This window comes from Trinickia soli, assembly GCF_002879855.1.
Lineage (GTDB): Bacteria > Pseudomonadota > Gammaproteobacteria > Burkholderiales > Burkholderiaceae > Trinickia > Trinickia soli.
In genome coordinates this window covers 155,022-174,791 of record NZ_PNYB01000002.1, presented here as the reverse complement: position 1 = coordinate 174,791, position 19,770 = coordinate 155,022, and the positions used below count along the sequence as shown (strand labels likewise).

18 protein-coding genes are annotated in these 19,770 nt (G+C 63.8%); 6 read left to right on the top strand and 12 right to left on the bottom strand.

The window, feature by feature from the left end; translation table 11 throughout:
• The first annotated feature begins 85 nt into the window (after positions 1–85).
• A complete protein-coding gene (locus C0Z19_RS03080; RefSeq protein ID WP_102608322.1) occupies positions 86–1,336 on the top strand; it encodes an MFS transporter in 1,251 nt (416 codons plus the stop codon).
• A gap of 14 nt (positions 1,337–1,350) precedes the next feature.
• On the opposite strand, the gene C0Z19_RS03075 is transcribed toward C0Z19_RS03080, so the two are convergent.
• The 6 genes from C0Z19_RS03075 to C0Z19_RS03050 form a co-directional block, all read right to left on the bottom strand.
• Positions 1,351–2,478, bottom strand: a complete 1,128-nt coding sequence (locus C0Z19_RS03075) for an NAD(P)/FAD-dependent oxidoreductase (protein WP_102608321.1) — start codon at positions 2,476–2,478, stop codon at positions 1,351–1,353.
• Positions 2,471–4,120, bottom strand: coding sequence for a methionine--tRNA ligase (locus tag C0Z19_RS03070; protein WP_233195978.1), 1,650 nt, complete (start codon positions 4,118–4,120; stop codon positions 2,471–2,473). Before C0Z19_RS03070 ends, C0Z19_RS03075 begins: the two co-directional genes overlap by 8 nt.
• Positions 4,121–4,142: 22 nt before the next feature.
• Complete coding sequence (locus tag C0Z19_RS03065) at positions 4,143–5,216, bottom strand: NAD(P)/FAD-dependent oxidoreductase (RefSeq protein WP_102608320.1); 1,074 nt, start codon at positions 5,214–5,216, stop codon at positions 4,143–4,145.
• Position 5,217: 1 nt separating this feature from the next.
• Positions 5,218–5,643 (bottom strand): cupin domain-containing protein, encoded by a 426-nt coding sequence (locus tag C0Z19_RS03060; protein ID WP_233195977.1) that lies wholly within the window; start codon positions 5,641–5,643, stop codon positions 5,218–5,220.
• Complete coding sequence (locus C0Z19_RS03055; RefSeq protein WP_233195976.1) at positions 5,640–6,941, bottom strand: lysine N(6)-hydroxylase/L-ornithine N(5)-oxygenase family protein; 1,302 nt, start codon at positions 6,939–6,941, stop codon at positions 5,640–5,642. Before C0Z19_RS03055 ends, C0Z19_RS03060 begins: the two co-directional genes overlap by 4 nt.
• 127 nt (positions 6,942–7,068) lie before the next feature.
• Positions 7,069–8,394, bottom strand: a complete 1,326-nt coding sequence (locus C0Z19_RS03050; RefSeq protein WP_233195975.1) for an MFS transporter — start codon at positions 8,392–8,394, stop codon at positions 7,069–7,071.
• 189 nt (positions 8,395–8,583) lie between these two features.
• On the opposite strand from C0Z19_RS03050, the gene C0Z19_RS03045 reads away from it, so the two are divergent.
• Positions 8,584–9,321 (top strand): ArsR/SmtB family transcription factor, encoded by a 738-nt coding sequence (locus C0Z19_RS03045; protein ID WP_102608316.1) that lies wholly within the window; start codon positions 8,584–8,586, stop codon positions 9,319–9,321.
• A gap of 21 nt (positions 9,322–9,342) precedes the next feature.
• Here the strand turns inward: C0Z19_RS03045 and C0Z19_RS03040 are convergent, their stop codons facing one another.
• From C0Z19_RS03040 to C0Z19_RS03030, 3 genes are read right to left on the bottom strand one after another with little or no spacing between them, the layout of a single operon-like run.
• The gene (locus tag C0Z19_RS03040) at positions 9,343–10,044 is read right to left on the bottom strand and encodes a glutathione S-transferase family protein (protein ID WP_102608315.1); all 702 of its coding nucleotides are present in this window, start codon (positions 10,042–10,044) and stop codon (positions 9,343–9,345) included.
• The gene (locus C0Z19_RS03035; protein WP_102608314.1) at positions 10,041–11,528 is read right to left on the bottom strand and encodes an FAD/NAD(P)-binding protein; all 1,488 of its coding nucleotides are present in this window, start codon (positions 11,526–11,528) and stop codon (positions 10,041–10,043) included. The genes C0Z19_RS03040 and C0Z19_RS03035 overlap by 4 nt, the downstream gene beginning before the upstream one ends.
• Positions 11,525–11,959: a nuclear transport factor 2 family protein gene (locus tag C0Z19_RS03030; protein ID WP_102608313.1), complete on the bottom strand. Its 435-nt coding sequence runs from the start codon at positions 11,957–11,959 to the stop codon at positions 11,525–11,527. The genes C0Z19_RS03035 and C0Z19_RS03030 overlap by 4 nt, the downstream gene beginning before the upstream one ends.
• Positions 11,960–12,147: 188 nt before the next feature.
• On the opposite strand from C0Z19_RS03030, the gene C0Z19_RS03025 reads away from it, so the two are divergent.
• Both C0Z19_RS03025 and C0Z19_RS03020 read left to right on the top strand, forming a co-directional pair.
• Positions 12,148–14,610: a penicillin acylase family protein gene (locus C0Z19_RS03025; RefSeq protein ID WP_233195974.1), complete on the top strand. Its 2,463-nt coding sequence runs from the start codon at positions 12,148–12,150 to the stop codon at positions 14,608–14,610.
• A gap of 205 nt (positions 14,611–14,815) precedes the next feature.
• On the top strand, positions 14,816–15,400 hold the full coding sequence (locus C0Z19_RS03020) for a P-loop nucleotide/nucleoside kinase family protein (RefSeq protein ID WP_102608312.1): 585 nt from the start codon (positions 14,816–14,818) through the stop codon (positions 15,398–15,400).
• 219 nt (positions 15,401–15,619) lie between these two features.
• Here the strand turns inward: C0Z19_RS03020 and C0Z19_RS03015 are convergent, their stop codons facing one another.
• From C0Z19_RS03015 to panE, 3 genes are all read right to left on the bottom strand, one after another.
• Positions 15,620–16,717, bottom strand: coding sequence for a saccharopine dehydrogenase family protein (locus C0Z19_RS03015; RefSeq protein WP_102608311.1), 1,098 nt, complete (start codon positions 16,715–16,717; stop codon positions 15,620–15,622).
• A gap of 243 nt (positions 16,718–16,960) precedes the next feature.
• A complete protein-coding gene (locus C0Z19_RS03010; RefSeq protein WP_102608310.1) occupies positions 16,961–17,425 on the bottom strand; it encodes an Lrp/AsnC family transcriptional regulator in 465 nt (154 codons plus the stop codon).
• Positions 17,426–17,459: 34 nt separating this feature from the next.
• On the bottom strand, positions 17,460–18,410 hold the full coding sequence (panE, locus tag C0Z19_RS03005) for a 2-dehydropantoate 2-reductase (RefSeq protein WP_102608513.1): 951 nt from the start codon (positions 18,408–18,410) through the stop codon (positions 17,460–17,462).
• 255 nt (positions 18,411–18,665) lie between these two features.
• Here panE and C0Z19_RS03000 point away from each other — a divergent pair, with 255 nt between their 5' ends.
• Together C0Z19_RS03000 and C0Z19_RS02995 are read left to right on the top strand one after the other, a co-directional pair.
• Entirely contained in the window at positions 18,666–19,190 is a 525-nt protein-coding gene (locus C0Z19_RS03000) for a Spy/CpxP family protein refolding chaperone (protein WP_102608309.1), read from the top strand.
• Between the two features lie 118 nt (positions 19,191–19,308).
• The gene (locus C0Z19_RS02995) at positions 19,309–19,749 is read left to right on the top strand and encodes a PGDYG domain-containing protein (RefSeq protein WP_102608308.1); all 441 of its coding nucleotides are present in this window, start codon (positions 19,309–19,311) and stop codon (positions 19,747–19,749) included.
• Positions 19,750–19,770 lie beyond the last annotated feature (21 nt).

The window sequence follows — 19,770 nt, the reverse complement described above, 5'->3', positions numbered from 1 at the left end:
ATATGAAACCGCAAGATTCGGCTAGCTGGCGATGACGGCTGCAGCGAGGATAGTCCGACCGAAATCCCGATACGGACCGCCCGCCATGCCGGTACACAGTGCAATCAAACCTTCCGCCACCACAGAGCTGCCACGCGCCTTCCACCGATTGGCGTGGTCGAACCTCGCCGCACAATCTGCCGAACAGATCGGCCTTGCCGCCACGCCCATCGTCGCCGTATTTGCCCTCGGCGCGGGACCGGGCCAGACGGGTTGGCTGCAAACGGCACAGACGCTCCCGTTCCTGTTGTTGTCGATCGCGCTCGGCGTGCGCGCCGATCAGGCTTCGCGCAAAAAGCTCATGGCCCGAGCGGAGGCGGTGCGTTGTGTCGCTTTACTCGTCGTATTGGCCGCTGTCGTCTCCGGCAGATTGTCGTTGCCGCTGCTCGCCGTGTGCGGGTTCATCGGCGCATGCGGCACCGTCGCGTACAACGTTGCATCGCCCTCGCTGATCACCGCGCTCGTCGAACGCGGTGGCTGGGCCAAGGCCAACGGTAGAACCGAATTGGCGCGCAGCATCGCGTACTCGGCCGGACCGGCGCTTGGCGGCTTGCTTGTCGGCGTGATCGGCGCCGCCTCCGCTTTTGTCGTCGCTGCCGCACTCTCCGCTTCAGCCGCGCTGCTGCTCGCAGGTATAGACGAGCCGACACGTACACCGCCCCCTCGCAGGCAGTTCGCGTCGGAATTGCGCGAAGGCGCGGCCTTCGTCACCGGCAACCCGTTGTTGCGGGCTATCGCGATGACCGCGATATTTTTCAATGTAGGTTTCTTCCTGATACAGGCGGTCTACGTCCCTTACGCAAGCCGTCAACTTGGACTGTCTCCCATCGAAGTTGGCGCAACGTTGGCCGCATATGGCGCAGGCATGATCGTCGGAGCGCTCGTGGCGCCGCATGTCATGGCGCGCTTTCGGCTGGGCCAGGTGATCATCGTCGGGCCGCTGTGCGGATTGGCCGCATCGCTCACGCTTTGCCTCACCCTGCTCGCCCCTTCGCCGTGGCTGGCCGCCGCATCGTATTTTCAGTTGGGCTTCGGCCCGATACTTTGGGTCATCAGTTCCACGACGCTGCGACAAGCCGTCACGCCCGAATCGATGCTCGGACGCGTGTCGGCGCTCATCAGCACGGCAACCTACGGCGCACGGCCAATCGGCACGCTGATCGGCGCGGTGCTTGGAGGCACGGCCGGCGCCCAACCGTGTCTCGTCGTTGCGGTGCTCGCTTTCGCTATCCAGGCTTGCGTGATCGTGCGCTCGCCCGCGGCGCGGCTCGTCGGTCTTCCCGATACCGCGGCTTGAAATGAAGCCGCCCCTCACCCCAACGTGCGTTCGACCGCAAACGCGCGCATCTCCGGCCGCATCCGCCGGCTGAACACCCAGTCGGCAGCCGCCTGACCGAACACTGGCGCAAACTTGAAGCCGTGTCCCGACAGCCCCGCCGCGACGAAGAGCCCGGTCACGCGCGGATCCGGGCCGAACAGCGGATTGCCGTCAGGCGTATCGTCGAAGAACGACACGCGCCGGCCGATCGGAATCGCCTCGGCAAGGCGTGCAAATCTTCGCGCCGCACGATCCCGGTAACGGATCGCTTCGGCGTCGTCCATAGCTCGCTCAACGTTGTCCGGGGAAGTCGGGCCCGAATCGTCTGCCCGCAACGAGCCGATAACGTAACGACCCGGCGAGTCGGGGCGAAGATAGAAACCGGCATCCCGATCGGAAAAGCCGGGCAACATGCCGCTCGTCTCGTGGCCGATACGCAGAATCGCGACACCCTGCCGCGACGCTGCGATCGGCAGCGGCGCTGCGCATCGCGCAGCCAGTGTCGCCGCCCACGGCCCGGCCGCATTCACGACAACGCCGCAATCGATCCGGCCACGCTCGGTCTCGACCCCTTCGACGCGACCGCCCTGCACGCCGATACTCAGTGCGGCGCATTGGACATCGATGGCGGCGCCGTACGCACGGGCGCGGTTGGCATACGTCAGCGCCGTCGCCCGCGCATCGCAGTAGCCCGCATCGGCTTCGAATACCGCACCCGCCAGATCGTCGCTCTGCAGATCGGGGAACCGGCGGTGCAATACCTCCACGGGCCACCATTCGAGCGCGATTCCCTTCGCCTGCAAAGCGGCAACGTGCGCCCGCGCAGCATGTTCTTGCGCCATGGACACAGCCGTGGCGAAACCCGTGCGCCGATACCCGCACTCGCCGCCTACGATTTCACTCCAACGCCGATAAGCGTCAAGCCCCGCACGCGCCAAAATCGCGAGCGTCGAATCGGCGTAATACTGCCGCACGATACCGGGCGACGCCCCTGACGAGCCGGCGCAGATGTCCGAACGTTCGACGAGCCGCACGGCCGCCCCACTCCGAGCGAGATGCCACGCAATCGCACAACCGGTCGTGCCTGCGCCGATCACGACGACATCGGCGGTTTCACGCATGGGCGGCGCTCCGCTCCCGCAGCTGCCCCGCTGGCAAGCAACGATCGAGCGAATCGCGCTGGAGCGGTGCGAACCATTGACGCACGGCAAGGCCGCCGCGAGGCCGTGTCGCCGTCCACAACTGCGCCTGCAACGGCGCGCCGTCGTGGCCGAGCGCCCACCATATCTCGTTCGCAAGACGCGGCATTACCGGCGCTGCGATGCAGGCCAGCCCCTTCAGCCAGCCATATGCCTGGATTGCATCGCTGAGGTCGATCCCCGGCCGCATCGTCCACGCGAGCAAGACCGCGCATGCGCCGCGAACCGTCACGGCATTCAATCGAAACGACACGCCGAGCGCCTCGAGCATCGCGGCGAGTTCGCCGGATAGGGGCTCGCAGATCTGGACCAGCTCTCCACTCAGGTTATCGAGCGCGGCACCCGCGGTATGAATACGGGCTTGCAAGGTCGACACGAGCTCATCGTTGACAAAGGCGATGAAGGCATCGACGTCGAAGTTCGTCGTCTCCTCTTCAGGACTTTCGCGCGCGAGAAAATATCGAACGGCGTCGCTCGTCGCAGGCGTCGCTTCCACGATATCGGCGGCCCACACGACATGCAGCCGGCTCGTCGAAAACTTTTCGCCTTGCAGGTTGTAAAAGTAGTTGGTCAACACATAGTCGAACGGCTTGCAGTCGGGCAGCGCTCCCATCACTGCGGCACTGCCCGCAAGCAGCAACACCGCGTTGTCGATGCCAAAGCTCACGAGGGTTGTCGTGTCGCAGTTGCGATACATCGGATGCATTTCGTCCGCTTCGCTCGCACACTGATCGCCGCACGTCAGCGCATACTCCCAGCCCGCTTCGAACAGCACGCGAGGATTGCCGAAGCGGTCCGCGCTCCACGCCACGCCCCACTCGCCCGGCGCGGTCAGCCGCACGCGTCGCCCCTCCTGCGCCAGGAAGCGGCGAACCACATCCATGAAGCGCGGCGACGCACCGCTTGCCGCGATCGAGCGAAGCAGCGGCTCTTCTTCGTCGATACGGAGGAACAGGCTTTCGACCTCGCGCCATTCGAGCGCATCGTCGCCCATGCGCGCGCGCGGCTCGACCATCGCCTGCGGACGAAAATGGGCGCCGCACGCTTCGCAGAAGTAGCCTGCCGCCCCCGCGCCGCATTGCGGGCAATGACCGACGAGCCACGCGCCCGCCAGGTAGCGCCCTGTCTTCTCGCTGTACAACACCTTCTCGACGATCGTCTCGGTCAATCCGCGTTCGACCAAACGCTCGATCGCACGGCGCGCGTTTTCCGCGTGCCGGCGAGCATGCGGCCCTTGCACGAGGTCGAGGAAATCATCGACGACGATATCGAGCGAGGCCAGGTCGTGCGCGATCTGCCGATGATAATCGCTGCACACATCCTGCGGCGTGCGACCTTCCTGCAGGGCCTTCCACAGCACATACGAATCGAAACCGTCGACGGCCGATACGACATCCACCCGATGCCCTTGCGTGCGCAAATAGCGGCCCAGCATGTCCATACGTAGATACGGCCCGGCGATATGGCCCAAATGCAATCGGCCGTTGGGCGTCGGCGGAATCGGCATCAGAAAGAACTTTTGCGGTTCGACGTGCATGACGATCTCGAAGGTTGGCAATGACATGAGGAGCGACGGCGTGTAAGGGTCAATCGCTCAAAAGGCGCAACGCCTCGTCGGCGAGCCCGGGCGAGAGTCTGAAGCCTGCACCGCTGCCCGCGCCCGCGATGACGATCGGCGCGTTCGGCACACGTTCGACGAGCGGTTCGCCCGAAGGCGTATAGGCATCGCAGAAGACTCTTCCTCCGCGATACGCTTCGCGCGCGCCCAGTCCATATCGGTCGACGATACGAAGCGCGAGTTCGCGATCGTGCGGCGAAATCTCGAGCGCATGTTTGAACGGACGGCAGTCCCATTCGTCGGCACGAAAACTGAAAAGCCATTGCCTGCGCAGCGGCAACGGCATCAGGTACGCGTCTGCTTCGGGCAAGAACACGGCGGCGGCATCCGCCGGCGGCACGCAGTCGACATGTAACGCGACGACTTTCTTGATGCGCAGCGCACGGATGGATGCAAGCGCCGCGAACGATTGCGCGAACGGCTCGCCCACGATCCACGGCCCGACGGCTATGACAGCGCGTGCGGCCGACACGACAGCGCCGTCCTCGAGCGTCAGTTCGACCTTCGCCTCGCCCGGCAAGATTCCGCGTACGCCGGCGCCCTCGATACAAGATACGTTCGCTTCTTGCAGGCTGGCCTCGATCAACCCGCGCGCGATCGCGGCAGGATCGTGGCTCACGGCAGTCCCTCCGCGCAGCAATACCTCGTTCGTGCGCAATTCGAGCGGCGCCAACAGCCGGTCGCGCAGGTGCGCCGGCGGCACAGCAGCTTCATCGATCGAAAAGCCGACGGCGACTTGCCGCAGTGCCGGCGTACGCGCCGCATCGGCTACCCAAAATACCTCTGCAGCGGACGTGCGCAACCCGAGCGGCTCCCCGATCTCGCGGTACAGTTCGGCACCGAGCGCTGCAAGGCGCCGTTCGCGCGGCGTGCGGCCCGTTGCGAGCAATACGCCGGCAGAGTGCGCGGTCGCGCCGTCGCTGTTGCGAAAGCGCTCGATCAGAAGAATCCGCCATTGCGGAAAGCGTCGCCGTGCGAGCCACAACGTCCACGCGCCCACGATGCCGCCGCCAACGATGAGCAGGTCATAGTCGCGTGTCATATCACGCCCACCAAACGGAGAAGATTTCCGCCCTTTCCACGCCGATGTTGCGCGTGAAATGCGGCCTCCAAGGTTCGAAGAACAAGGCTTGTCCCGCTTCGACGCGATAGCACTCGCCGTCGTAGCAGACTTCGAGCTGGCCCTGCGACACGAACCAGATCTCGCGCACGGCGTGGCGATCCTCATGCGTGCCGCAGCCCGGTTCGATCGTGAAACGCGAGCTACGCAGCGATGCACTGCGCAGCCGTGCATCGAACACATGCATGAACAGGCGCACGCCGCGAATATCGACCGCCTCTTCTGCCTCCCCGATAAACGGCGCGCCCGGCACAGCCGCGGGCGGCGGCGTCATATCCTCAGGGGTGCTAATCAATATCGGTTCGAACGCAGCGCGCCCCGCGTTCTCGTCATTGGAGCCAGCGGTCACGACATCATCTCCAGGTCGGGGGCGCCGCTCTGAACGGGCATAGGCTGCGCCTCCCAATGCACGAACGGCGCGGCCTCGTCCACGTCGTACAACTGAGACCCGGCCACGCTGTTGATGATCTGCGCGCACCGCCATGGAATCAGCCCGAGATTGGGATCGGCTATGCCACGTTGATGCTTCGCAGCGTTCTGCACGAATATCCGGCAGTCGGCCGGACCATCCCAGCGGATCGAATAATCGGGGTTGACGTTGTAGCCGTCCTCGCAGCGATCGATGCGGTCCGCGATGGCATCGAGGCATGCCGGCATCCCGTATACATAGCCCGTGCAAAGCACGACGATATCGGCGTCGACGGTCTCGTGCGTTTGTCGCTGCTGGTGCCCGAGCGTCAGCGACCAACCGTCGCCGCGGCGCGTCACGGCAATCAACGCGCGCGCTGGCCGCAATTGCAGATTGCACGACATGCCGGTGACGTAGCGCAGTTCGTAGACGCGCCGATAGATCGCCTCGAGCAATGCGGGCGACACGCCATCGCTCGCGAGCTTTTGCTCGGCAAGCAACGTCGCGCGCAGCCTTTCCGGCAAGTCGTAGAAGTAATTGCTATAGCCGGGCGTATAAAGCTCGTTCGTGAACGACGATTCGTCGAGCGGCGCGAAATTCCAACGACGCGACGCCCATGTGACGCTCGCCGGCATCGCTCCGGAATCGGAAAGCAGATGATGAAACACTTCAGCCCCTGTCTGTCCGCCGCCGATCACGACGACGCGCTTGCCTTCGACCGGGTTGTTGTTGATCAGATACTGGGACGCGTGCAGCAACGTGGCGCCGAGCCACGGCTTCGCGCAATCGGGCACCGCAGGTTGCAGGCCCGTGCCGAGTACGAGGTTGCGCGTGGGCTGTGCCCAATCGTTGCCGCGCACGACGAGCGAATCGCGATCGAGTTCGACGGCCTGCACTTCGCAACCGAAGTGCAGGCTGTCCAATTGCTCGCATGCCCACCGATAGTACTGATTGAATTCGCGCCGCAGGACCTGCGGGAAATTCGCGTTGATAAAGCACAGCAAGCGCTTTTGTTTCGCCAGGAATTGAAGAAACGAAAGCTCGCTCGTCGGATCGACGAGGCTGACGAGGTCTTTCAAAAACGGCACCTGCAGCGATGCATTGGGCAGCATCAGGCCCGCGTGCCACTGAAACCCGGCACGGCGATCGAAGAAGCGGGCGCGTACATGCGGCTGGCGCTTGAGCAGTGCGGCCAGGCTCAGGTTTGCCGGCCCGATGCCAATTCCAACGAGATCCATCGGGTCGTTTGTTGGCGAATAGCGCATTTCAAGTCCTTTTCTTGGGCGAAGCGAAAGTGAAACTGCGAGCACGCGAAGGTCCGGGCGCGGCATGCGCGCACGATAGGCGACAAAACGGTTCGGGGAATCAGGCGACGGCTCCCGGCGCCCGCGCCGCGAACGAAAGCGTCATCCGCCAACAGAACGCGGCCAGCAGCGACAGCACGATGGCGAGGCACACCGCGAAGCGCACGCCGACGCCCGTCGGTTGGATCAGACTCATCAGCACGCCGAAGATGGCGACGCCGAATGCGGACCCGGTTTGCCGACTTGCGTTGAGCACGCCCGCGGCAACGCCCGCACGCGTTTTGTCGACGGCGCCGAGCAGCGTCGCCGTCGCGGCCGGCGTAATCACGCCCGAGCCAAAGCCGACAGCCGGAAAGCAAAGCGCAATTCTCCAATACGGCGCCTCATGCGCAAGCGCAAGCAACCCCGCAAAACCGAGCGCATAGAGCAAAAACCCCATCAGCACGACACGCTGGGTTCCGAACGCGGCCCCGAGCCGCCCGGCCGAGAAGCTGCCTGCGGTCACCATCACCGTCAATGGCAGGAACGCAAGACCGGTACGCAGCGATTGCCAACCGCGCCCCTCCTGGAAATACAAACTCAGCAGAAACAACAACCCGTAGAACACGAGCGCCGACACCAGGGAAACGAATACCGACGCGGAAAAAACGGGATTGCGGAATAAACCGAGCGGCAGCATGGGTTGGGCGCGACGGCCCTCGATCATGACGAACCCGACCCAACCGCAGATCGCACCGGCGATACCCGCCATGACCAGCGCCGATGTCCAGCCCAGCTTTACGCCCTCGATCAACACGGCGACCGAGCAAGCGAGCGCGACGATAGCCGCCGCTTGACCGGCGAAGTCCATATGTTCGACACGGGCGCGCCGTCCCGCGGGAATGCGTAATGTCAGCAATGCGCCGCAGGCGGCGATCGGCACGTTCACGACGAAAATGCTGCGCCATCCAAGCCAGTGAACGAGCAGGCCGCCGACAAGCGGCCCGGCCGCCATGGCAACGCCACCGCATCCGGCCCAGACGCCGATCGCGCCGGCGCGCTCTTTCGCATCGGGATAGGCCGCGCTGATCAACGTCAACGAGCACGGCACGAGCAATGCGGCCCCCACGCCCTGCAACACGCGCGCGGCGACGAGCATCGTGAGATTCGCGGACATTCCGCACAGCGCGGAGGCGGCTGCGAATACCAGCAGCCCGGCCAGGTAAACCTGGCGAGCGCCGAGCCGATCGCCCAGCAGCCCGCCTGTCAGCAGCAGACTGGCGAATGTCAGCGTGTAAGCATTGACGACCCACTGCAGCCCGGTGACGTCGGCGCCCAGCGACGCGGCAATTCTGCCGAGCGCAATATTGACGATTGTCGTATCGAGAATAACTACGACATAGCTCAAACTTGTCGCCAATAAGACGCTTTTTTTATATTCGTTCGTTTCATTCACGTGGTTCGGCCCGGTTCGGAATGGCCTGTTGACTATAATCGTTTACTCATCGAGAATGCTTCGAGGCGTATCGAAACATACTGATTTTTTAAAGAATCTACGAAATAACGATAAATTGATTGTTCGAACCCGAGGGCAACAGTGAGTCAGCACAATATTTCCACGGTGGCGCATTTGATCGCAGAGCCCGTGCGTGCGGTCATCCTGATCACGCTGGCCGATGGAAGCGCACGCTCGGCGGGCGCACTCGCGGATGCTGCGGGCGTCACGGCGCAGACGGCCAGTTCGCATCTTTCGAAACTGCTCGATGGCGGATTGCTGCGCGTCGAGTGTAAAGGACGGCACCGCTACTACAGCCTCGCGGGACCGCACGTTCCGCGCGTGCTGGAGAGCCTCGCTTCGGTCGGCCCCGTGACGCAGGAATGGCGGTCGACGCCGAACCGCTGCGCGCGCGAACTGCGCTTTGCCCGATGCTGTTACGACCATCTGGCGGGACAGGTCGGCGTGGCCGTCACCCAGGCGATGCTGGCGCGAGCGTATCTCGTCGAACGCAGCGAATACGAGTACGAACTGACGCCGGCCGGTCACGCGTTGCTGCAGCGGCTGGGGCTGGATGTGGGCGGCCCGTTCGCCAATCAGACGGGCCACGCGCATCGCTGCCTCGATTGGACGGAGCGGCAATACCACATCGCCGGTCCTCTCGGCGCGCATTTGATGAACGGGTTCTGCGCGTGGACATGGCTGCGCCGGGGTCGGGACACACGTGCAGTCACGGTGACGCCGGCCGGCTCGGATGCACTGCGCGAGCACTTCGGCATTGATCTCGACGCGTTGAAAAACCCGACGTCCGCTTTCAACGATTACCGCGAAAGCGCCTAGCGCGCCTGCCGATCGGCGGCATCAGGCTTGCGCTGCGGCCAGCGGCGCAACGCCGTGGCGCGCCGCGTCGCCGCCTTCGAACGACGCTTCTATTTCGGCGATCCGGCGCTCCAGGTCGGCGCCGCTCGTTCGCCAGGCCGGTATGGCCTCCGACAACCTCGCATGCCAGGCGCCCAGATTCGGATAGACATCGAAGGGGGCACGCGTACGTGCGATATGGCTGAACGGTGACGCGAGGTCGATATCGGCGAGCGTCGGCGTTTCGCCTACCACGAATGCGCGATCGCGCAAGTGACTGTCGAGGACGGCCGCATAGCGGTGAATCGATTTCATCGCGTCAGCGACCAAAGCCGGATCTTCAGGCTGCCCCTTTAGCCGATGGATAAAGCGCTCGTCGATCAGCACGGACGGGCCGCGCCGGAAATGCTCGGCGGCCCAGAACATCCACTTCAACACCTCGAAGCGCGCGAGGCCTGGCGGCCATAACGTGGAGGCGGTTTTTTCGGCCAAATAGATCATGATGGCCGACGCTTCGAACAATGTGAGATTGCCATCGGTGAAAGTCGGAATCGTTCCGTTCGGATTCAGCGCAAGATATTCGGGTGTGCGGTTTTCCCCGACAAAAAGATTCACGAATCTGAATTCGACATCCAGATTCAGGTGATCGATCACCGTCAACACGCGACGCGTATTGCTCGAACCCCGATCGCCGTAAAGTCTCATTGCGCCTCCTCGGCTACGAATCCTTGTGATTGATGCAGGGCATCGCCCTCGTGCCACGCGCGGCAAACCTCGAACGCCTGGCGCACCGATTGATAGACGGCATTGACGATAGGCGTGCCCGCTTGCGAGGCAAGACCGAGCAGCCAGATCCGTTCGGGGCGCGCCGCCCCCGGCAGCACCACGCGCAAGTCGGGGCCAACGTGTATCGTCGTGTCGGCGGCCGCCGGATCATCGAACCGTAAGCCCTCTGCCATCGCCCCTGACGATGCTTTATGAAACCCGGTCGCACAGACGATCGCATCATATGCGTCCTGTCCGCCCTCTTTCCAGCGCACGCTCCAGCGAGCGCCGAAATGCAGCTGCGCGGGGCTCCCCGCTTTCGCTGTCAAGCGCTGAGCCTGCGCGTACTCCAGCAGTTTCTCGGCGCTTTGCAGCGGACAGGCGAACAGATAGCGGCCGACGACGCGTGCGCATTCGGCCAGCGCACGCCGTTGACGCTCGAGCCTCTCGCCGCGCAATCGCCTCTGCGCCGCATCCATATAGGCGACGAGAATGTCTTGCCAATCGGTCATGCCGCGCCGTGCGAGCTCGGCCTCGCGACGCATGCGCTCGATCGGCGCGCATGCGCGTACCACTTGAGCGCTCAAGGCTCGCCCGTGTACCGCGCGCGCTGAACGCGCAACGATCCGTAGTAGCCGCCACGATAGCGAGGACCCATCCGAATCCAGATCGATCTGCGCGAGCCCCTTTGTATCGACCGCTACGGGACAGGCACGGGTTGTCGCCGTCCGGACCGCCGGCAAGCGCCCCGACGGCGACACGATCTCAACGATGTGCCCCGCCGCGCACAAGAGGAGCGCCGAATCGACGGCAGACAATCGGCTGCCGAGAACGAGCACACGCGAGGCGGGTTCGAGCGCAGCGAGCACGCGATCTTCCGGATACAGGCTCTCGAACAGAAGCGGTGCGCCGACATGCGGCTTGACCGCATCGGGCAGATACGGGCCGCCGTGCCCCGTGCAAACGAGCACGTCCGTCGCATCGAGCGCCGTGCCGTTATCGAGCGAGACGACGTAGCCGCCACGCGCCGCTTTGTCGATGCCTGACGCGGCGGCTCGCACGAGGCGCGTTTCGATGCCGGCCGCGCGCGCAAGCGCGGCAAACTGCTCGTAACGCGACGTCAGGTAGCTCGATACATGAGCGCGCGGGACGAACGCATCGCGCGTCGCGGGCACGCCGATCGAGTGCAGATAGGCCAGAAAGTCATCGGGGTTGTCATCGACGATCGACATCGTTTCGACCGAGGTATTGCAAAGCAACGCAGCGCGCCGCGCGGCGAACGCCGTCCCGCGTCCGATCCCCCTTGGATCGACGATGTCGATCGATTGCGCGACGCCGTACCTGACCGCCGCCACGAATGCCGCAACCCCGCTCGCGCCGCCGCCAACGATCGCCAGCCGCCGCCCGCCTCGCCCCTCTGTCATAGATCTCGCGCCAAAGCGGACGTCAGCAGCTTGACGCCATTCCAGCCCCAGTAGACGCGATGACTCGCGATCAGGCCATCGTGGCCGATGTCCATCATCTCCATCAGGTCGACCTGGTCGCCGGCGGGCGCGACGCGCGGATACTCCCAGGTCAACTGTCTGCCGTTGACGAAGAACACCCCGGTTCGATACCACTGCGAGAGATCGCTGGGAAACTTGCGGATGCTGTCTTCGAAGAACGTGAGGATCGCTTCCCTGCCCGTAATGAGGCCGGACTTGCGCTCAGGATAGACAGCGAGTGCCAACGGCGTTTCGAGCACCGCATCCGTAGCGTAGAGCGCAGCGGTAGACTTCAGATCTCGTTTGCGGACCGTATCGTGCCAGGTGTCGAAAATATGCAGCATCAATTTGGCGTCGGCGGTTTGATTCATCGAAGGTCTCCGAGGCATCGCGTGCTCCCCGCGCTGCGGGCCGCACGGCAGGAAGGCAGACTATAGCCGCGCATGGGCACAGCTTGTTTCGATGCGTATCGAAGCATCGGTCGCCGTGTCGTCGCATGACTTCACATGCCATGCCGGGACGGGGCGACGCGATTCAATGAAAGGAAGGATGCACGTCAATGCAAAAGCAGCATGTCAACCGGCGCGCTCGCATGATGCTGAAGTGGATTGCCGCGTTGTTCGCGCTGATCTCGGCCGCTGGCGTCCTGGCGTTCTCGCTGAGCCTGCCGTCGCTCGATGGCGCCGCGCCTGCAAGCGGATTGCAAGCCAATGTCTCGATCGCACGCGACGCGGAGGGCGTGCCGACAATCTCGGGGGCCACGCGTGAAGACGTTGCCTACGCCACAGGATTTGCCCATGCGCAGGATCGCTTCTTCCAGATGGATCTATTGCGGCGATCCTCGGCGGGGACGCTGGCGGCTCTGATCGGACCCGCTGCGCTCAAGGTCGATCGCGAACGCCGCATCTATGGCTTCGACGCTCTCGCCGGCCGGGCGCTTGCACGCCTTTCCCCGGCCGACCGCAGGATCCTCGAGCGCTATGCAGCCGGCGTCAATGCCGGGCTCGCGGCACTGCGCGTACGCCCGTTCGAGTACCTCGTATTGCGCACGAAGCCGCAACCGTGGCGCCCGGAGGACAGCTTGCTCGTGATCTGGTCGATGTACTTCGAATTGCAAGGCAACCTGCTGCACCGCGAGTTCGCGCGCGGCTGGCTGCGCGCACACACCGATGCGCAGGCGCTGCGCACCTTGTTGCCCGAATGCAGCGGATGGGATGCGCCGCTCGATGCGCCTTCCATGCAGTGTGGCGCAACACCGATCGACGGCGCCGCACCCGAGTGGTTCGGCGGCCCGTCACCGTCAGCGCAGGCTGTCGCTGTACTGCATGAGCGAGACGCGTTGTCCGACCTGCCGTTCGGCACGGCGACAGGCAGCAACGCCTGGGCGGTATCGGGCAAACACTCGACGACCGGCAGCGCGATCGTCGCCAACGACATGCATCTCGGGCTCCGTCTTCCCAACATCTGGTATCGAGCCGTGCTCGAGTACCCTGCGTCGATGGGTAAGCTGCGGCGTATCGTCGGCGTGACGTTGCCCGGCACGCCGGCAGTCGTCGCGGGCAGCAATGGCGCAGTGGCGTGGGGCTTTTCGAACAGATACGGCGATTATCTCGATCTCGTTCAATTGCAGTCCGATTCGCACCATCCCGATGCCTATCGAACGGCGAACGGCTGGGCCCCGCTTCGATTCCGCGAGGAGGTGTTGCGCGTGCGCGGCGCACCCGACGAAACGATACGTGTCGCGCAAACCGATCTGGGGCCGGTGTGGCAGGCAGGCGATCGACGCTATGCCGTCCGATGGATCGCTGAAGACGAAGGCGCGGTGAATCTGAACCTGCTTCGCGCGGAAGCGGCCGCCGATGTTCCCGAAGCATTGGCCGCGGGTCAGGCGGCAGGCATCCCTGCACAGAACCTCATTGTCGGCGATGTCGCGGGCAACGTCGGCTGGACCATCGCGGGCGCCATGCCTGACCGACGCGCCTCCTTCGAGGCCACCTTCCCCTACGCGTCCGACGCCCCGACGAAAGGATGGCGCTCCCGGCTCCCTGCGGACGACCATCCGTCGATCGTGAACCCGGCGTCCGGTCTGCTTTGGTCGGCCAATTCGCGCCAATTGGCCGGCGCAGGTTACGACGTGATCGGCGACGGCGGCGCAGACCCCGGCGCGCGAGCGCGTCAGATCCGCGACGACCTCGCGGCGCGACCCTCATTCGACGAAGCAGCAGCCTACGCACCCGGCCTGGACGATCGCGCGTTGTTCATGTCAGCTTGGCGCGAGCGCGCCTTACGCGCGCTCGACGAACGCGCGTTGGCCAATCACCCTCAGCGCGCTGAATTCAAACGGCTGTTGCTCGAACGGTGGGATGGCTGCGCCTGCGTCGGGTCCGTGGCATATCGCTTGAGCCGTCGCTACCTGAGTAGCCTGTATGCGGAGCTATTTGGCGAAGCCGATCGTGAGATGCGCAAGCTCGACCCATCCGCAAGCTTTGCCCAAGCCACATCCCGATGGCCGACCGTACTGGCACGTCTTGTCGATCAACAGCCATCGAACTGGCTACCCCTGCGTCGAAAGACATGGCGGGAAATTGAACTGGCTGCGATCGACGATTCGATCGCCCGCTTGACGCGAGGCGGAGCCGCACTGAAAGACGCCACGTGGGGGCAAAGCAATACCGCCCATATCGTTCATCCGTTTGCAGCGGTGTTTCCCGCACTGTCCCGATGGCTCGCAGCGCCGGCAGATGCATTGCCCGGCGATGGCAACATGCCGCGGGTCGCGACCCCGACATTTGGCCAATCCGAGCGGATGGTCATCTCGCCGGGACATGAGGATCTCGGCATCTTCAACATGCCGGGGGGTCAGAGCGGCCATCCGATGAGCGCATATTTTCTCGCGGGTCACGAGGCGTGGGTGGAGGGGCGCAAGACACCCCTGTTGCCTGGGCCGCGCGTTCATCTTCTCGTTTTGACGCCTGCCGAGGCTCGCGGCGAAAAGCCGGCACGCGTGCCCGGTAGCCATTGACGAGCCCATCGATCAGCGCTGAAGCGCTCACGAATTCGCAGCGGCCATATCGACACGGGTAGGACTGATAAGATGCCACGTCGACGGACGTTTTATGTCTGCACCCGTGCCTGGCGGCCGCGCACGGCCATGCCCGGCCGTGCTTGATCGTTTCGGCGCTATACGGTCATGGCCCAAGCCCCCCTCTTTAGCAAGGAATCGCTTCGTGACTCACCTCGTTTTCTTCTGCGGCCATGCCGGCACGGGCAAGACGACGATCGCCAAGCGCCTCGTCGGCCCGCTCATGCGCGAGACGGGCGAAGCGTTCTGCCTGCTCGACAAGGACACTTTGTACGGCCGTTACAGCGCAGCGGCAATGGGCGCGTTGACGGGTGACCCGAACGATCGCGACAGTCCGCTCTACCTGCAACATTTGCGTGAACCCGAATATCAGGGGCTGCTCGATACGGCACGCGAAAACCTCGAACTCGGCGTGAGCGTCATCGTCGTCGGCCCGCTATCGCGCGAAGTGCGCGAACGCAAACTATTCGACCGCCACTGGCTCGGCGTAGGCAGCGACGTGAAACTGCGTATCGTCTGGGTCTATACGTCGGAAGAAACGGCACACGCGCGCATCATCGCGCGCCACAATCCCAACGACGCCTATAAGCTCGCGCATTGGGACGAATATCGACAACGGCGATTCGCGCCAAGCGGAAAAGCGCGCGAAGGACTCATTATGTTCGACAACACGGTGCCGACGAAGGTCGGGTTCGACGCGCTGCTGCATGAGCTATTGAAGGAATCGTAAAGGGCCGCGAACGCCTCCTGACAATGAACTGAGGGATGCAGCGAAAGAAATCGCCCTGAAACAGGGAGGTTCGCCACGCATGCATCGTCGCATGCGTGGCTTCCCTCTTCTTACGCGGCTCTCTCGAGGCCCTGCTCAGCACCGCGTTTACGATGCGACGCGGTAGACCGCGCCGCGTCTCTCAGGCCGCCCCCCGGCAACCGACGCCTGCTATAGACGTTAAACAGTCGCCATTGCGTCAAGCGTTGCGCCTTCGTACAGCCGGCCGAACCGATTCGCGAGGAAGTCGCGCAGCGAAACGCGCTCCTGCGGCACGAAGCCGCTTTGGGGCAACCTGCCTTCGCGGAACAAATCGAGCACGGCGCACATCGCGCCCGCCGTCGTGATCTGGATCGCACTCATCGGCATACCGCAGACAGTCTTGGCGAAAATCTTGCGCGTGAACACATCCTGGATCAGTTGCCCGTCGCGCATGCCCGTCACCGTCACGAAAATCAGCACGACATCTTGCGACGTCGACGGCACGGCGCGACGCATGATCGTCTTGAGCGTGTCGCGATCGCTTGCAAGCCGCAGGTCTTCGAGCAGGAACTTGACGAGGTCGCGATGGCCCGGATAGCGGACCGATTTATAGTCCAGCGATTCGACGCGGCCCGCGAGCGTTTCGCAAAGCGTGCCAAGTCCGCCTGACGTGTTGAAGGCTTCGTACTCGGTACCGTCGAGCGAGAAGTGCTCGAGCCCTTCGAGCGGTTGGACCCATTGCGTACGCGAGTCGCGAATCGCTTCGCACGGTTGGCAGTACTCGTTGATGAGGCCGTCGACGCTCCAGGTCAGGTTGTACTTCAACGCGTTCGTCGGAAATTCCGGCAGCGCGCCCACGCGCATCTTCACTTCGCGCACTTCGGTGAAGCGATTGGCGAGTTCGTGCGCGGCAATGCCGATGAAACCCGGCGCGAGACCGCATTGCGGCATGAACGCTTGCGGCGCGCCTTCGGCCAGCGAGCGAATCGCGTGCGTCGCACGCACGTCTTCGGTCAAATCGAAGTAATGAACACCGGCCGCCTTCGCCGCCGCAGCGACGTTGACCGCCAGGTAATACGGCAGCGCGTTGACCAACGCGTCGAAGCCTTGGACCGCGGCACGGATCGCATTCGAATCGGCCGAATCGACGCGCTGCGTCGCAATCCCCTCACGCGTCAACTTCTCGAGCACATGCGCATCGCGATCGAACGCCACGACTTCGTAGTCGCCGGTTTCACGCAGCATGTGGGCGATGGTGTGGCCGATCAGCCCGGCTCCGACGATAGCTACTTTCATTGCGCTTCTCCTTCGTTTTATGTTTCGAGTTCTTGTGTCAAAAGCTGTGCAGCGCGCAAAGCCTTACGGGCGCTACCGAATTCGAAACAGTGTAGAGAAGCGCAAAAACAGAAAACAGGCGCAAAGTGCTGCGATTCGACGCGAGTTTTCGACGAAACGTCGATTGAACGATACGATTCGTCGAATTGAGCTCGAATGAGGCGGTCGGGACCTATCGAAGCGTCCCCGACAGCCGTGGCGTGCTCAGCCGCCGAACGATGTGCGATCGATCTTGCGCGCGAGGATGATCGAGGTGGTCGTGCGCTCGACGCCTTCGAGGGCACCGATCTGATCGAGCAGTTCGTTGAGACGGTCGGGCGATGCGGCGCGCAGCCAGGCGACGTAGTCGTATTCGCCACTGACCGCGCAGAGCAGTTGCACTTCGGGCATCTTTTCGAGCCGCTTGAGGGCGCTCGGACCGAACTTCGGCGCGAGGATGATGCCAACGTATGCGTTGATGCTCGCGTCGAGCACATCCTGCCCCAACCGAACGCCATACCCGGCGATGACCTGCATGCGCTCGAGGCGTTCGATGCGTGCGAGCACCGTGGTGCGCGCGACGCCGAGCTGGCGCGCGAGACTCGCGACGCTCTCGCGCGCATTCGTTTGCAAAAGCGTCACGAGGTTGCGATCAAGCTCGTCGAGCTGATCGAGGCGCGGAGGTCTCATCGGTTAAGCGGCGGGAGTGAAAAGAAGCGGCGCATTATCGCCCATGGCGCACTTCGTACGCCTTGACGTGTGCGTAGGCCAGCTCGAGCAGCGAAGGCGAAGGCGAAGGCGAAGACGAAGACGAAGACGAGGGTGAAGGCAGGCGTCTGGCCAGCAGATCGCCCAGCACGTGATCGCCCTCGGTGCGCAGACCGTTTTCGATGTCACGCAGCATCGATGCCGTCAACGCCGAGCCAGGCGCGAAGAGCATCGCACGTGAACGCTCGGCGAAGGGTGCCCGCATGGCATGGCCGTGCGAGGCAGCCACTGCGCCGCACTCGTCGAACAGAGCACGCAACGCCGCTTCTCCACCGGGTACGCTGACGATGTTGCCGATGCTCGCACGAAACAAACACGTGGCACCGGCCAGCGTCGCGAGGAAAACCCACTTCTCCCACATTTGCTGCACGATCGCGTCGGTTGCGTCGACATCGAACCCGCCGGCACGCAAAGCCGCGGCAATCGCGTCTACACGCGCGCTATGTACGCCATCGAGTTCGCCAAAAACGATCGCGTGCATATCGGTCATTTGAACGATCGCGCGCGTCGCATCAAGCGTCGCGGCGATCAGGCAAACACCACCCAGCACGCTCTTGCGGCCGAAACGCTCGCCGAGCCGGTCCAGATGGCACATGCCGTTCAGCAACGGCAGGATGGTCGTCGACGCCCCCACGGCTGGCGCGAACGCGTCCATTGCGCCATCGAGGTCATAGGCCTTGCAGCTGAGCAGCACGAGATCGTAGGGTTCGTCGATTTGCGAGGTCAGCACGGTCTTCACGCTCGACAGCTTCGCTTCGCCGCGCGGACTCTTGATGACGAGGCCGTTCGCGGCGAGCTCTTTGGCGCGCCCCTCGCGCACGAGAAACGTCACATCCTGCCCGGCCAACGCCATGCGTCCGCCGAAATAGCCGCCCACGGCGCCAGCTCCCACAACCAGAACACGCATCATCCCTATTCCCCGTCATGCTTGCGAAAACGCCACTTTAATACAGTTGAAACACGGGCGTCGGCCCGTCATGGAACGTCTACGCCACTTCGAATACGTTTCAAATGTAAGCGTGTGTCTCTCCCGCCGGACATCGAAGTCGGGCAGTGGTACAACTAGCGCCAGGCCGGCGCCCATGCCGCAAGCATGACCGGTTCGAAGAACCGGCGCTCGTACGCCGGTTCCGGCTTGATCCACACGACTGCAGGAGTTTCGATGAAACGAACGATGATCATTCTCGCGCTCGCGCTTGCGACGGGCGGAGCACTCGGTTCGATGGGTGTGCTCGCGCAAGGGGCAGCGCCGAAAGCCTCGGCAGCCATGCCCGCGAGTGCCTCGGCCGGTGCATCGGCCGGTGCCGCGCCCGTTGCGCCTGCGGCCAAGCGCGAAGCGCGCGTCGAAGAGCGGATCGCCTATCTGCATAAACAGTTGAAAATTACGCCCGCGCAAGAGCCGCAGTGGAAGACGTTTGCCGAAGTGATGCGCGCGAACGGTCAAAACATGGGCCGGCTCTACCGACAGCGCGCGCAAGCCGAGCCCACGCAATCGGCGCTCGACAACATGAAACAGTACGCGTTGCTCGCGCAGGCGCACGCGGACGACATGAAGCAACTCGTCGATGCGTTCGAGCCGCTTTATGACAGCATGTCGCCCGAGCAGAAAAAGCTCGCCGATACGACGTTCCGCCAGCATGACCGCGGCGCTCGCAGCGCCAAGCCCGGCGCAGCCGCCAAGCCGTAGCCGACGGCGTCCGGCGGCATTTTTCTTCGGACGATTGCCCCTCAGCCACGCGAAAGGCGTGCGCGTCTCGCGGTTTCCCGCTACGCTCACGCCTTCTTGAGGTTGGGCTTACTTTCCCATGATCGAATTGAAAGACATCGACCTGCGCGACGATCCTGCCGCGGGGCGATATGTGAAGGACGAAGTCGTCCTCGTCGAATTCGCCCCGGCTGGCGGCGAACTGATGAGCCTCGAAGGGGCAAACCGATACGACCGCGGCGATGCGTTGATCACGGGCACCGGCGGCGCAAGGTGGGTGGTCGAGCGCACGCGCTTCGACGCGAAATATGTTCCGGCCGAGGCGACGCTCACGCCCGGCGCACCGGGACGCTACAGGAATCGCCCTGCCGTCGTCCTCGCCAAACGCATGGACGAACCGTTCTCGATCGCACGGCGCGCGGCCGGCGACGTGCTGACCGGCGTGGCCGGCGATTGGGTGTTGCAGTACTCGCCCGGTGATTACGGTATCGTGCGCGCCGATCGCTTCGCCCAGGTGTATCGCGCTGCCGATCCCCGTTGAAGGCTTGGCGCAGAAGCACTC

Bases quoted from the DNA above. Each gene is read 5' to 3' on its own strand.
- C0Z19_RS03025 (WP_233195974.1), top strand. From the start codon at position 12,148: ATGCAAAAGCAGCATGTCAACCGGCGCGCTCGCATGATGCTGAAGTGG.
- panE (WP_102608513.1), bottom strand. From the start codon at position 18,410: ATGCGTGTTCTGGTTGTGGGAGCTGGCGCCGTGGGCGGCTATTTCGGC.
- C0Z19_RS03080 (WP_102608322.1), top strand. From the start codon at position 86: ATGCCGGTACACAGTGCAATCAAACCTTCCGCCACCACAGAGCTGCCA.
- C0Z19_RS03015 (WP_102608311.1), bottom strand. From the start codon at position 16,717: ATGAAAGTAGCTATCGTCGGAGCCGGGCTGATCGGCCACACCATCGCC.
- C0Z19_RS03010 (WP_102608310.1), bottom strand. From the start codon at position 17,425: ATGAGACCTCCGCGCCTCGATCAGCTCGACGAGCTTGATCGCAACCTC.
- C0Z19_RS03035 (WP_102608314.1), bottom strand. From the start codon at position 11,528: ATGACAGAGGGGCGAGGCGGGCGGCGGCTGGCGATCGTTGGCGGCGGC.
- C0Z19_RS03065 (WP_102608320.1), bottom strand. From the start codon at position 5,216: ATGACACGCGACTATGACCTGCTCATCGTTGGCGGCGGCATCGTGGGC.
- C0Z19_RS03030 (WP_102608313.1), bottom strand. From the start codon at position 11,959: ATGAATCAAACCGCCGACGCCAAATTGATGCTGCATATTTTCGACACC.
- C0Z19_RS03055 (WP_233195976.1), bottom strand. From the start codon at position 6,941: ATGGATCTCGTTGGAATTGGCATCGGGCCGGCAAACCTGAGCCTGGCC.
- C0Z19_RS03070 (WP_233195978.1), bottom strand. From the start codon at position 4,120: ATGTCATTGCCAACCTTCGAGATCGTCATGCACGTCGAACCGCAAAAG.
- C0Z19_RS03000 (WP_102608309.1), top strand. From the start codon at position 18,666: ATGAAACGAACGATGATCATTCTCGCGCTCGCGCTTGCGACGGGCGGA.
- C0Z19_RS03075 (WP_102608321.1), bottom strand. From the start codon at position 2,478: ATGCGTGAAACCGCCGATGTCGTCGTGATCGGCGCAGGCACGACCGGT.
- C0Z19_RS03040 (WP_102608315.1), bottom strand. From the start codon at position 10,044: ATGAGACTTTACGGCGATCGGGGTTCGAGCAATACGCGTCGCGTGTTG.
- C0Z19_RS02995 (WP_102608308.1), top strand. From the start codon at position 19,309: ATGATCGAATTGAAAGACATCGACCTGCGCGACGATCCTGCCGCGGGG.